We start from the raw sequence: 12,285 nt of genomic DNA on the forward strand, positions 1-12,285 counted from the left end.
CCCTCGCTTCGCTCGGTGCAGTCCGTCATGACCATGGATCCGCTCGTCCTGCTCACGGACGTTGACCGAGCCACCGACGACCTGCTGCGCACGGTGGCCGACCTTGATCCGGCGGCTGTCGGCTCGCCGTCGCTGCTGCCCGGGTGGACGGTCGGGCATGTGCTGACCCACGTGGCCCGCAACGCCGACGCCCTGACGAATCTGCTGATCACGGCCCGCACCGGGGTCGAGACCCCGCCGTACGCGTCACCGGAGGAGCGCGAGGCCGGCATCAACGACGGCGCCGGCCGGCCGCTGCGCGAACAGCTGGAGGACATCCGCGCCGCGCACGAGCGCTTCGCCGACGCCGGGGCGGCCATGCCGGCCGAGGGGTGGGCAGTCTTCCTGCCCTGGCTGGGGCAGTCGGCCGCGGCAGTGCCGTGGACCAGGTTGCGCGAGGTGACCGTGCACCACGTCGACCTGGGACTGGGGTACACACCGGCCGACTGGTCGGACGCGTTCGCGCTGCGGCTGCTGCGCGAGGTCGTCGCCGGGGCCGGCGCCGACGCGCACCCTCTGCAGCTGCGCCCCTATGGCATCGAGCACGTGCTGACGATCGGCGACGCGGCGGACGCGCCGGTGGTCGGCGGCCCGACCAAGTCGATCGCGGCCTGGCTGACCGGCCGGGGCGACGGCGCCGACCTCACCGTCTCGCCCGACGGTGAGCTCCCGACCCCGACGAGGTGGAAGTGATGGCGTACACCGGAGAGGTGCGGCGCGGCGGTGCGCCCGCCGTCCGTGACCTGGGCTCCTTGACGATCACCAAGGTGTCCGTGGGCGAGATGGACAACAACGCCTACCTGCTGCGCAGCGGCGACGAGCAGATTTTGATCGACGCGGCCAACGACGCAACGACGTTGCTCGAGCTGGTCGGCGAGTTCGGGTTGGAGACGGTGGTCACCACCCACCGCCACGGCGACCATTGGCAGGCTCTGGCCGAGGTGGTCGAGGCCACCGGCGCCGCCTCGCTGGCGCACGCCGCCGACGCGGACGGGATCCCCGTGATCACCGGCACCGTGCGCGAGGGCGACCTGATCGCGGTCGGCGAGCACGCCCTCGAGGTGATCCACCTGGTCGGCCACACGCCCGGCTCGATCGCCCTGCTCTTCCACGACCCGAACGGCGTCGGCCACCTGTTCACCGGCGACAGCCTGTTTCCCGGTGGCGTCGGCAACACGCGTGGCAACAGGGAGAACTTCGAGTCGCTGCTCAACGACGTCGAGCTCAAGCTGTTCACCCGGCTGCCCGACGAGACCTGGTTCTATCCGGGCCACGGCAACGACTCGACGCTCGGCAAAGAGCGTCCCCATCTGGCCGAATGGCGCGACCGCGGCTGGTAGTTGACTTGAGCGCGGCTCGCCCGTGCCGATGAGGAGGGTATGAGACGTGTGCCGGCCCTCCTGGTGCCGACGTTTGCCCTGCCGGCCGGCGCAGTTTCCGCAGTAGCTCCGGGCACCGCGGCGGCACACTGGTCGTACCTGGCAGTGTTCGCGGCCCTGGTCGCCCTGGCCTGGCTACGGCTGCGCACGCTGCGGGGCCCGACCCGCTCGGGATACGCGTTCATCGTGGCCGCGCTGTCGGTCTGGCTCACCGGCGATCTGCTCTTCGACGCCCTGACCTGGACCTTCGGAGAGACCGACACGGTTACCCCATCCGACCTGCTGTGGATCGCCGGCTACCCGTTGCTGGCGGCCGGGCTGGTCCGGCTGACCCAGTTGCGCGCTCCCGGCCGGCTGCGCGAGGGCATGCTCGACGGCCTGGTCATGGCCACGGTCATGGCCTGGCTGTGCTGGCAGTTCGTCATCCTGCCGGCCGCCGAGCACGAACGGCTGTCGCTCCAGATCGTGGTGTCCGCGTTCTATCCGTTCGGCGACGTGCTGCTGTTCGCCGCGACCGCGATACTCGTGCTCACGCCGGGCACCAAGCGCGGCCCGACGCCCTACCTGGTCGGCGCGCTCGCCCTGACCCTGATCGGCGACATCGGTATCTCGACGCTGCCGGAGCTGTTCCCCGGGCTGTCCGAGACGCTCCAGACCGACCGCCTCGACGGCGTGCTGCTGCTGGCGAACAGCCTGCTCGTGGCCGCCGTCGTGCACCGCGACGCCGACCGGATCGCCGACCGGGTCTCCCGGGAGCAGCGCCTGCACCCCGCCCGGGTCGTCTTCCTGGGTATCGCTCTGGTGGTGCTGCCGACGACGGCCGGGCTGCACAGTCTCGAGACCACGCTCAGCCGGGTGTCTCTCGTCGTCTCGGTGGTGCTGATGACGACGCTCGTCCTGGTGCGCTTCGTCCTCGTGGTCCGCGAGCAGGAACGCATCCGGGCCGCGCTGGCCCATCAGGCCGGGCACGACCAGCTCACCGGCCTGGCCAACCGGCCGACGCTGCACTCGCTGCTGGAACACACGCTGTCCGGTCCACGCGGCGACGGCTTCGGCCCGGTCCTGTTCTACCTCGACCTCAACGGCTTCAAGGAGGTCAACGACCGGCACGGGCACGCGGCCGGGGATGCCGTGCTGGTCGAGTTCGCCCGCCGCTTGGAGGCCGCTCTGCGCCCGGGCGACGTGGCCGCGCGCCTCGGCGGCGACGAGTTCGTGGTGCTCGCCGGTGACGTGGACGGCGACCAGGACGCTCGGCTGCTCGCCGAGCGCCTGCGCGGGCTGGCCGCGGAGCCCGTACGCCAGGGAACCGATCTCTATCCGATCGGGGTGAGCGTCGGCCTGGCCGCGGCCGGCCATCTCGACCAGCCCGACGCGGACGCCCTGCTGGCGGTGGCCGACGCCGCGATGTACGCCGAGAAGAGCGCCCGCCTCAGCCGGACGTTCTCGTGAACCCGGTCAACGGGCCGGTGTACAGCTTGGCCGGTGGCGGGGCGTACTCCCCGCGCTTCGACGTGCGCACGCCCAGCGTGACCAGCGACTGCACCAGCACGGTGGCCGCCGCCACCCCGTCGATGACCGGGACACCGAGCTCGGCCGAGGCCCGGGCGCACAGGTCGGCCATGCCCGCGCAGCCCAGCACGATCACGTCGGAGTCGTCCCGGTCGAGCGCGGCCCGGGCCACCTCGACCACCCGATCGAGCACGCCGGGGTCGTCCTCGAGGTCCAGAACCGGGATGTCACAGGCGTGCACCCCGCGGCAGGCGCCCGCGCCGACGTAGCGACCGGCCAGATCGTGCGCTCTCCCCCGCGTACGGGAAAGGGTCGTGACCACGCTGAAGCCGCGACCGACCAGCGTGGCCGCGTGCATCGCCGCCTCGGCGATGCCGACCACCGGACCCGCCGCCAGCTCCCGGGCCGCGTCGAGCCCGGGATCGCCGAAGCAGGCGAGCACAAAACCGTCGGCCGCGGGCGCCGAAGCGATCGCCTGCAGGATGCCGGGGACCGCCAGGGCCTCGTCGTAGTGGCTCTCGATCGACGCCGGCCCCATCGCCGGGGTGACCGCCTCGACGACGGTGCCCGGACCGGCGACGGCCCGGGCACTCGCCGCGATCAGCGCGGTCATCGACTCCGTGGTGTTGGGGTTGATGACGCGGATCCGCATGTCAGCCCTCGAGCACCCGGTCGACGCCGCTCGTCCCGGCGACGCGGAACCGGGCCGCCAGCAGCAGATAGACCACCAAGCCGAGGCCCATGCCGATGAACCAGCTGTACTGCGCGGTGGTGCGCATGCCCGGCCCGCCGGTCCACAGCACCGGCACCATCGCGATGACCGCGCCGACCGCGGTGGCGATGATCGCCGGCGGGTTGTAGCCCTTCTTGTAGTGGTATCGGCCCTCGGGCGACATCGTGAACAGCGCGTCGACGTCGATCTGCTGGCGGCGGATCAGGTAGTAGTCGGCGATCAGCACGCCGAACAGCGGGCCGATGAAGGCGCCCAGCGTCTCGAGCGTGTAGTGGATGACATCCGGGTTGTTGTAGAGGTTCCAGGGAGTCAACAGCACCGAGCCGACCGCGGCGATCATGCCGCCGGCCCGCCAGCTGATCCGTTGCGGGCTGACGTTGGAGAAGTCGAACGCCGGCGAGATGAAATTGGCGACGATGTTGATGCCGATGGTGGCGATGGTGAAAGTCAGCGCGCCGAGGGCGATCGCGAACGTGCTGTCGATGCGCGACACGGTCTCGACCGGATCGGTGATCAGCTCGCCGAAGACCGGCAGGGTCAGCGAGGCGGTGACGACCACGAGGATCGCGAAGAACAGGAAGTTCAGCGGCAGGCCGAGCAGGTTGCCCCTCTTCACGGCGCTGAACGACCGGCCGTAGCGCGAGAAGTCACCGAAGTTGAGCATCGGGCCCGAGAAGTACGACACCACGAGCGCGATGGCGCCCAGCATGACCGGCACCGCGTCCCAGCCGTGGTACTTCACGTCACCCAGGTTGAGGTCGATCTCGCTCCAGCCCGCCTTGTAGATCAGGTAGCCGCAGAGCAGCACCATGACGACGTAGACGGCCGGGCCGCAGAAGTCGATGAACTTGCGGATCGTCTCCATGCCGGTCCAGAACACGGCCGCCTGAAGGACCCAGAGCAGCGCGTACGTGCACCAGCCGAGCAGCGGCAGGCCGAGGAACCCGTACTGGTCGACATCGGCGTACGGGGCCAGACCGGGCCAGAACTTGAGAACCACGATGTCGAGGGCGGCCGAGGCCAGGTAGGTCTGGATGCCGTACCAGGCGACCGCGATCGCCCCGCGGATGATGGCCGGCACGTTCGCCCCGAGCACCCCGAACGCGGCTCGGTTGATGACCGGGTACGGCACGCCGGTGACCTGGCTCGGCTTGGCGACCAGGTTGCAGAAGAAGTAGACGATGGTGATGCCGACCACCAATGACACCAGCACCTGCCAGCTCGACAGGCCCAGCGCGAACAGGCTGCCCGCGGTCACGTAGCCGCCGACGCTGTGCACATCGGACATCCAGAAGGCGAAGATGTTGTAGGAGCCCCAGTGCTGCTTCCGCAAGGGCGCCAGGTCCTCGTTGGTCAGGCGCGGATCGTAGGAGGGTTTGATGACGCCGCTGCCGACCGGCATGCCGGCGGCTTCGACCAGGTCCTCGGGCTTGCTCGTGGTGATGTCGGCCATAGCCGTGACGCTAGGTATCGGCTGTTTCACATAGATGAGCGGAACTGTATATCTTCCGGCTCGAACAGCCCGGTGTCCTGCGGCAAGGCCCCGATCGCGGCCTGCAGCCGATGGTGGTGGATCGCGAACACCGCGATCAGGGCGTCGGCGTCGCGCGCGCGGAAGGCGGCAAGCATGCCCGCGTGATCGGCGTGCAGCAGCTCGCGTTCGGAGCTGTCCAGATGCGACATCGGCTGCAGCGGCTCGGTCTGGTTCCAGGCCAGGTCGAGCATGTGCAGCAGGCGCCGCATCCGGCACGGCCGGATCAGCGCCAGGTGGAAGCGCCGGCTCTCCCGGTGGTAGAGCCTTCCGTCGTACGCCTGGATCGCCTCGTCGAGGGCCGAGTGCGCGGCCCGGGCCCGTTCGTCGTCGTCCGCGCACGCCAGCTCGACGGCTGCCCGCAGCCCGGCCGTCTCCAGCGCCTCGCGCACCAGATAGATCTCGGCGAACTCCGGCGCGGTCATCATGGCCACGCGGTAGCCGCCGTTGGGCCGGTGATCGACGAGCCCCTCCCCGATCAAGGTCATCAGGGCTTCGCGTACGGGGATCCGGCTCACGCCGAAGGCGGTCGCGACCGCGTCGACCGGGATGGCGGAACCCGGCGGCACCTGCCCGTCCAGGATGATGCCGCGCAGCTCGTCGAGAATGACGTTCTGCGGGCGCCCCAGCGGCCGGTCGGCCAGCCGCGAGATCAGGATCGACCGGCGGCGTGGACCTGGCATGCCCGGACTCTAGACCTGACCGGTTACAGGCCCTTTACCGTGCTGATCGGCCGCGCTGGAAACCCGGTCGCCGGCGGCGGCAACCCCCCTCCCCCGTCAGAGGAGAGTTGCCGCTGTGATCACGGACGATTAATCAGCAGACCGCGTAGCGCGGAGTGGCGATGCTGGCCGGCCCGACCACCGTGCCGTTGGGCAGGGCGACGACCCTGCCGGCCGAGATGCCCCAGTAGCGGTAGGACGGATTGCAGCTGGTCACCACGTTGGGCGAGAAGTTGTCGACCTTCCGCTGCCCGCAGGGGCTGTGACCCCACACGGTGCCGCGCGACCAACCACTGTGGAATTACTGCGGCAGCCCGGCGAAGAACGCGCGCACGTCGTCGGCGAACATCTTCGGCTGCTCGGCCGAGAGGAAGTTGCCGCCGGCCGGCAGCTCCGTCCAGTGCGCGACCGGGGTGTCCCGCTCGGCGAACCGCCGCACGGTGATGTCGGTGACCCCGAGGGCCACCCCCAGCGGCACCGTCGACTTCTCCTTCGGGGCCCACGCCGACGGGTCGTGCGCCATCTCGTAATACAGGTTGGCCGACGAGCCAGCCGTGCCCGTGAACCAGTAGAGGCTCACGTTGGTGAGCAGCAGGTCGCGGTCGACGGCGTCCTCGGGCCGGGCGGCGGCCGGGTCGGTCCACTCCTGGAACTTCTCGACGATCCAGGCCAGCTGGCCGACCGGCGAGTCGTGCAGACCGTAGGCGAGCGTCTGCGGGCGCGTCGACTGGATCGCGTTGAAGCCCATCTTGTCGTCGCGGAAGTCCTGGAGGCGGCCCAACCGGCCCTGCTCGGCCTCGGTGAGCCCCTCGAACTCGGCCGGGTCGCCCGACGGGAACGTGATGTGGCCGTTGACGTGCACGCCGATCACCCGGCCGGGCTGTTGACGCCCGACCTCGACGGCGATGGCGGCGCCACCGCCGTTGCCCTGCACGCCGTACCGCTCGTAGCCCAGCCGGCTCATGATTTCGGCCAGCGCGGCGGCGCTGCGGCCCGTAGACCAGCCGGCCGAGGTCAGCGGGCCGGAGAAAGCGACCCCGGGGTTGCTGGCCAGCACGAGATGGAAGTCGGGGCTGAGCGCCTCGACGACCGGCTGGTAGAGGGCGAACGAGCCGGGCCAGTCGTGGCTGATCAGCAGCGGGACCGCGTCGGGGTTGGCCGAGCGGATGTGCGCGAAGTGCAGCGTCTGGCCGTCGACCTCGGTCAGGAACTGGGGCAGCTCGTTGAGCCGGGCCTCGGCGGCACGCCAGTCGAACTCGCGCTCCCAGTAACGAGCGAGCTCTTGCAGGTACGCCACCGGGACGCCACGCTGCCAGCCCTGGCCGGGGATCTCGCCGGCCCAGCGTGTGCGAGCGAGGCGATCGCGCAGGTCGTCGACGTCGGTCTGGTCGATGGCGATGCGGAAGGGGCGGATCTCGGTCATGTCGGCTCCCGGTCTACCGTTCGGAACGGAATACTTCGTTCCGTTTGAACATAGCAGAGCGGAACGTTCCGTTCCAGAGGTAATCTGTGCCCATGACGGCAGGCAGGGCGCGCGAAGCCGCCCGCAACAGTGAGGCGATCCTCGCCGCGGCGCGAGAGGTGTTCCTGGCCGACGCCCGGGCGCCGATCGCGGCCGTCGCCGAGCGCGCCGGCGTCGGCATCAGCGCGCTCTACCGGCGCTACCCCGGCAAGGAGGACCTGCTGCGCACGCTCTGCCACGACGGGCTGCGCCGATTCATCGCCGAAGCCGAGCAGGCCGCGCGCGAACCCGATGACTGGGCGGCGTTCGAGATGTTCCTGCGGGGCGTGGTCGAGGCCGATGTGCACTCGCTGACCGTCCACCTGGCCGGCACGTTCACCCCCACGGCCGAGATGAGCGCCGACGCCATGCGGGCGAGTGAACTCGGCGACGCGCTGTTCCAGCGTGCCCGCGGCCGCATGCGACCGGGGGCCGTGCCGGCCGACATGACGGTGCTGCTCGACATGTGCGCGGCGGTCCGGGTGCTCGACGCCGGCCGCACCACCGAACTGCGCCGGCGCTACGTGACTCTGCTGCTCGACGGGCTGCGCGCTCCGGGCGACCTGCCCGGCCCTCCCCCGGCCGAGGCCGAGGTCAACTGGCGGTGGCGGACCTGAGGGCCCTCAGCCCTCAGCGGAAGGGAGCGTCGGGACCGATGGGGCTGGATAGGGTGAAGGTGCCCGCGGCTCTGATCGGCGGGCGTCGGGAGGTGTGCGGTGGAGATGCGGCACGATCCGATGCGCTGGGGTCAGCCCCAGCCCCAGCAGCCGGAACCGTGGCAGCAACCGGCCATGCCCGGCTGGCTCGAGGAAAAGCTGTTCGACCAGCGAATCGTGCTGGTTCGGGGCCAGCTCACGGCCGAGGCCGCCACCGGGATGGCCGCCGCGCTGCTGACCCTGGATTCGGCCGGGCCGGCGCCGGTGCAACTGCACCTGGCCAGCCAGGCCGGCGAACTCGGGGCCGTGCTGTCGATCATCGACGTGATCGATGCGATGGCCGCGCCCGTGCACGCGGTGGTCACCTCGCAGGTCGGCGGGGCCGTGGTCGCCCTGCTCGCCGCGGCCGAGCGCCGGGCCGCCTACCGGCACGCCCGGTTCAAGCTCAACGAGCCCCGGTCCACCGGCGTCACCGGCACGGCCGACGAGGTCGCCCGGGCCGCCGGACAGCACCTGCGCGAACTCGAAGAGGTGACGCTGCGGCTGGTCGAGGTCACCGGGCAGTCGCGCAGCCGGATCGAGGACGACCTGTCGGCCGGGCGCGGCCTCACCGCCCAGGAGGCCCTCGAGTACGGGCTGATCGACGAGATCATCGGCAAGGCATGAAAACGGGCCCCGGGAAACCCGGGGCCCGTTCTCAGGTGGTTCAGGAAGCGAGCTTCACGCCCATGGAGCGGGCGGTGCCGGCGACGATCTGGATCGCGGCATCGATGTCGTTCGCGTTGAGGTCGGGGAGCTTGCGCTCGGCGATCTCCTTGACCTGGGTCTGGCTCAGCGTGCCCACGGTCTGGGTCAGCGGGTTGGACGCGCCCGACTGGATGCCCAGAGCCTTGCGGATCAGGAAGCTGGTGGGCGGCGTCTTGTAGGCCAGCGAGTGGCTGCGGTCCTCGAAGACGCTGACGATGACCGGGATGATCTCGCCGCGGTTCTTCGCCGTCGCCTCGTCGTACTCGACCTTGACCGCACGCATGTTGGCCCCGGTCGGACCAAGCATCTTGCCGAGGTCGACCATCGCGGCGTTACCCGCCTCAAGTGCGAGGGTTACCTCATGAGTCTTTTTCTTGGGCGGCATTGCGTAAGGCTCCTTAAGGTGAGCTGCACAAGCTAGAGCAGCTCGCCAGCTTCTTCAACACACGACAACCCCGAGACCTTACAACCGGGCCGGTGAACCGGTCAAAACGGCGAGTCTCGGGTTCCGCCTCCCAGTGTATCTCGGCCGTCAGAACTGGTCGCACTCGCACCGGTTCATCAGCGAGCGCACCGCCGCCACGTACTGCGGGTTGGGCAGAGTCTTGCTCTGCGCCGCCGCCTCGATGCCGCCCTGACCGGCGTTGTAGCCCGAGATGACCACGTTCAGCAGGCACCACGAGGTGTGCGACTTGCACTTGCTCGGGCTCAGGTTGTAGTTCTCGTTGAAGTAGTTCTGCCCCGCCCACCGCGTGAACCAGGCCATGTAGTTGGCGCCCGCATACGCGTTGTCCTTGTAGTTCTTCGCGTCGTAGGCCAGGCCGAACCGGTTGTTGATGAAGTCCACGGTGTCCGGCATGACCTGCATGACGCCCGTACCGCCGTCACAGTTGTGGATGTTGGTCTGCCAGCCGCTCTCCTGCCACGCGATGGCCTTGACCAGCGGATAGTTCAACTTCAAGGTCGGTGCTTCGGTACGCCAGTAGATGCGCGACGAGGCCGACCGGAGCGCCTTCTTGACCGTCCTCTTGGGCACCGGCTTCGTCTTGTCGTAGTGCGCACAGGCCGGCAACTCGCTCCAGAACGCGGGCTGGGTCGGCTCGGCGGCCCTGGTCGTGGCCCTCTTCGACGGCTTCTTCGACGGCTTCTCCGACGTCGCGACGGGCGAGGGCGTCGGCGGCTCCACCTCGATGATCGGCTCCGGCTCCGTGCTCGGCGCCAGGCTCTCCCCGGTGGCAGCCGGGGCCGGCGCGGCCGCGTCGTCGTTGCCGCGGACCAGCCCGCAGCCGCCGGCTATGACCAGCGCGACAACCGCCGCGCCTATCTTGAGTCCTCGCGCCATCTCATTCCTCCCCGTAAGCACCTGTTGCCGGCGGACGCTAACTCTTCGTCCCGATCCGGCGCAGCACCCTTAAACGAGGACTGAAACGTCGATCGACCCCGACCCGCGACCGCAACTTTCTCCGGGGACAATGGTGGTATGCAGACCCGCACCGACCTACGCAACGTCGCCATCATCGCCCACGTCGACCATGGCAAAACCACCCTGGTCGACGCCATGCTGCGCCAGGGGAGCCAGTCCCACGCACGGGGCGAGATGGCCGACCGCGTCATGGACTCCGGAGACCTGGAGCGGGAAAAGGGCATCACCATTCTCGCCAAGAACACGGCGATCAGCTACCAGCCGACCGGGGCCGACGCGCCCGTCACCATCAACATCATCGACACCCCCGGCCACGCCGACTTCGGCGGCGAGGTCGAGCGCGGGCTCACGATGGTCGACGGGGTTGCCCTGCTCGTCGACGCGTCCGAGGGCCCGCTGCCCCAGACCCGATTCGTGCTCCGCAAGGCGCTGGCCGCCAAGCTGCCGATCATCCTGATCATCAACAAGGTCGACCGTCCCGACGCCCGGATCAAGGAGGTCGTCGACGAGACGTACGAGCTCTTCCTCGACCTCGACGCCGACGAGCACCAGATCGAGTTCCCGATCGTCTACGCGTGCGCCCGCGACGGCATCGCCTCGCTCAACCAGCCCAAGGACGGCACCGTCCCCGAGGACGCGACCGACCTCGAGGTGCTGTTCAACACCATCCTCGAGACCATTCCCGCGCCGACCTACACCGAGGGCGCGCCGCTGCAGGCGCACGTCGTCAACCTCGACGCCTCCAACTTCCTCGGCCGCCTCGCGCTGTGCCGGGTGCACGAGGGCACGATCCGCAAGGGCCAGACCGTGGCCTGGTGCAAGACCGACGGCACGATCAGCAACGTCCGCATCTCGGAACTGCTGATCACCGAGGGCCTCGAGCGCAAGCCGGCCGAGAGCGCCGGCCCGGGCGACATCATGGCCGTCGCCGGCATTGCCGAGATCATGATCGGCGAGACCCTGGCCGACGCGGAGAATCCGATCCCGCTTCCGCTGATCACGGTCGACGAGCCGGCCATCTCGATGGTCCTCGGCACCAACACGTCGCCGCTGGTCGGCAAGGTCAAGGGGGCCAAGGTCACGGCCCGCATGGTCAAGGACCGCCTCGACCGTGAGCTGATCGGCAACGTCTCGCTGCGCATCCTCAACACCGAGCGTCCGGACGCCTGGGAGGTCCAGGGCCGTGGCGAGCTCGCGCTGGCCATCCTGGTCGAGCAGATGCGCCGCGAGGGCTACGAGCTCACCGTGGGCAAGCCCCAGGTGGTCACCAAGACCATCGACGGCAAGGTCCACGAGCCGGTCGAGCGCCTGACGATCGACGCCCCCGACGAATACATGGGCGCCATCACCCAGTTGCTGTCCACCCGCAAGGGCCGGATGGAAGAACTGATCAACCACGGCACCGGCTGGCTGCGCATGGAGTGGCTGGTCCCGGCGCGCGGCCTGATCGGCTTCCGCACCGAGTTCCTCACCGAGACCCGCGGCACCGGCATCATGCACCACCTGTTCGAGGACTACGAGCCGTGGTTCGGCGAGCTGCGCACACGCAGCAACGGCTCGATGGTGGCCGACCGGGCCGGCGCGGTCACCGGGTTCGCCATGATCAACCTGCAGGAGCGCGGCCAGCTGTTCGTCGAGCCGGCCACCGAGGTGTACGAGGGCATGATCGTCGGCGAGAACTCCCGCGAGGACGACATGGACGTCAACATCACCAAGGAGAAGAAGCTCACCAACATGCGGGCCGCGGCCGCCGACAACACCGAGCGGCTGATCCCGCCGCGCAAGCTCTCGCTGGAGCAGGCGCTCGAGTTCTGCCGCGAGGACGAATGCGTCGAGGTCACCCCGGCCGCGGTGCGCATCCGCAAGGTCGTGCTCGACCAGCAGACCCGTGGCCGGGCCGCCGCCCGCCGCAAGCACCAGCAGTAGTCCCGCAACGTAGCGGGACGGGCGGTACGGACCGTCGCTCGTTGCTGAACCATTGGTGCTGCCCCGCCCGTCAGGGCCGGGGCAGCACCTGAATTCGCTGGGTTCACCGCCCACCGTTC

13 protein-coding genes are annotated in these 12,285 nt (G+C 69.6%); 6 read left to right on the forward strand and 7 right to left on the reverse strand.

Annotation, left to right across the window (positions count from 1 at the left end; genetic code table 11):
• The first annotated feature begins 27 nt into the window (after positions 1–27).
• Genes KXC43_RS41835 through KXC43_RS41845 form a run of 3 tightly spaced genes read left to right on the forward strand, consistent with a single transcriptional unit; the run spans position 28 to position 2,867 of the window.
• On the forward strand, positions 28–732 hold the full coding sequence (locus KXC43_RS41835) for a maleylpyruvate isomerase family mycothiol-dependent enzyme (RefSeq protein ID WP_221381846.1): 705 nt from the start codon (positions 28–30) through the stop codon (positions 730–732).
• A complete protein-coding gene (locus KXC43_RS41840) occupies positions 732–1,379 on the forward strand; it encodes an MBL fold metallo-hydrolase (protein ID WP_221381825.1) in 648 nt (215 codons plus the stop codon). The genes KXC43_RS41835 and KXC43_RS41840 overlap by 1 nt, the downstream gene beginning before the upstream one ends.
• Positions 1,380–1,418: 39 nt before the next feature.
• Complete coding sequence (locus KXC43_RS41845) at positions 1,419–2,867, forward strand: GGDEF domain-containing protein (RefSeq protein ID WP_221381826.1); 1,449 nt, start codon at positions 1,419–1,421, stop codon at positions 2,865–2,867.
• Here the strand turns inward: KXC43_RS41845 and KXC43_RS41850 are convergent.
• From KXC43_RS41850 to KXC43_RS41870, 5 genes are all read right to left on the reverse strand, one after another.
• The gene (locus tag KXC43_RS41850; RefSeq protein WP_221381827.1) at positions 2,848–3,579 is read right to left on the reverse strand and encodes an aspartate/glutamate racemase family protein; all 732 of its coding nucleotides are present in this window, start codon (positions 3,577–3,579) and stop codon (positions 2,848–2,850) included. The genes KXC43_RS41845 and KXC43_RS41850 overlap by 20 nt on opposite strands.
• Before the next feature lies 1 nt (position 3,580).
• Positions 3,581–5,113 carry an NCS1 family nucleobase:cation symporter-1 gene (locus tag KXC43_RS41855; protein ID WP_255645747.1) on the reverse strand — a complete coding sequence of 511 codons (1,533 nt, stop codon included), beginning with the start codon at positions 5,111–5,113 and terminating at the stop codon, positions 3,581–3,583.
• 26 nt (positions 5,114–5,139) lie between these two features.
• Positions 5,140–5,874, reverse strand: a complete 735-nt coding sequence (locus KXC43_RS41860; protein ID WP_221381828.1) for a GntR family transcriptional regulator — start codon at positions 5,872–5,874, stop codon at positions 5,140–5,142.
• Positions 5,875–6,007: 133 nt separating this feature from the next.
• Complete coding sequence (locus KXC43_RS41865; RefSeq protein WP_221381829.1) at positions 6,008–6,187, reverse strand: hypothetical protein; 180 nt, start codon at positions 6,185–6,187, stop codon at positions 6,008–6,010.
• A gap of 27 nt (positions 6,188–6,214) precedes the next feature.
• A complete protein-coding gene (locus KXC43_RS41870; RefSeq protein WP_255645748.1) occupies positions 6,215–7,336 on the reverse strand; it encodes an epoxide hydrolase family protein in 1,122 nt (373 codons plus the stop codon).
• Between the two features lie 92 nt (positions 7,337–7,428).
• On the opposite strand from KXC43_RS41870, the gene KXC43_RS41875 reads away from it, so the two are divergent.
• Positions 7,429–8,031 carry a TetR/AcrR family transcriptional regulator gene (locus KXC43_RS41875; protein WP_221381830.1) on the forward strand — a complete coding sequence of 201 codons (603 nt, stop codon included), beginning with the start codon at positions 7,429–7,431 and terminating at the stop codon, positions 8,029–8,031.
• Positions 8,032–8,136: 105 nt separating this feature from the next.
• Positions 8,137–8,736: an ATP-dependent Clp protease proteolytic subunit gene (locus tag KXC43_RS41880; RefSeq protein WP_251801123.1), complete on the forward strand. Its 600-nt coding sequence runs from the start codon at positions 8,137–8,139 to the stop codon at positions 8,734–8,736.
• Between the two features lie 40 nt (positions 8,737–8,776).
• Here KXC43_RS41880 and KXC43_RS41885 read toward each other — a convergent pair whose 3' ends face one another.
• Together KXC43_RS41885 and KXC43_RS41890 are read right to left on the reverse strand one after the other, a co-directional pair.
• Entirely contained in the window at positions 8,777–9,202 is a 426-nt protein-coding gene (locus tag KXC43_RS41885; RefSeq protein WP_221381832.1) for an uL11 family ribosomal protein, read from the reverse strand.
• A gap of 147 nt (positions 9,203–9,349) precedes the next feature.
• Complete coding sequence (locus KXC43_RS41890) at positions 9,350–10,159, reverse strand: lytic transglycosylase domain-containing protein (protein WP_221381833.1); 810 nt, start codon at positions 10,157–10,159, stop codon at positions 9,350–9,352.
• 138 nt (positions 10,160–10,297) lie between these two features.
• On the opposite strand from KXC43_RS41890, the gene typA reads away from it, so the two are divergent.
• Positions 10,298–12,166, forward strand: a complete 1,869-nt coding sequence (gene typA / locus KXC43_RS41895; RefSeq protein ID WP_221381834.1) for a translational GTPase TypA — start codon at positions 10,298–10,300, stop codon at positions 12,164–12,166.
• Positions 12,167–12,285: the final 119 nt, after the last annotated feature.

The organism is Paractinoplanes polyasparticus (assembly GCF_019710575.1).
Lineage (GTDB): Bacteria > Actinomycetota > Actinomycetes > Mycobacteriales > Micromonosporaceae > Actinoplanes > Actinoplanes polyasparticus.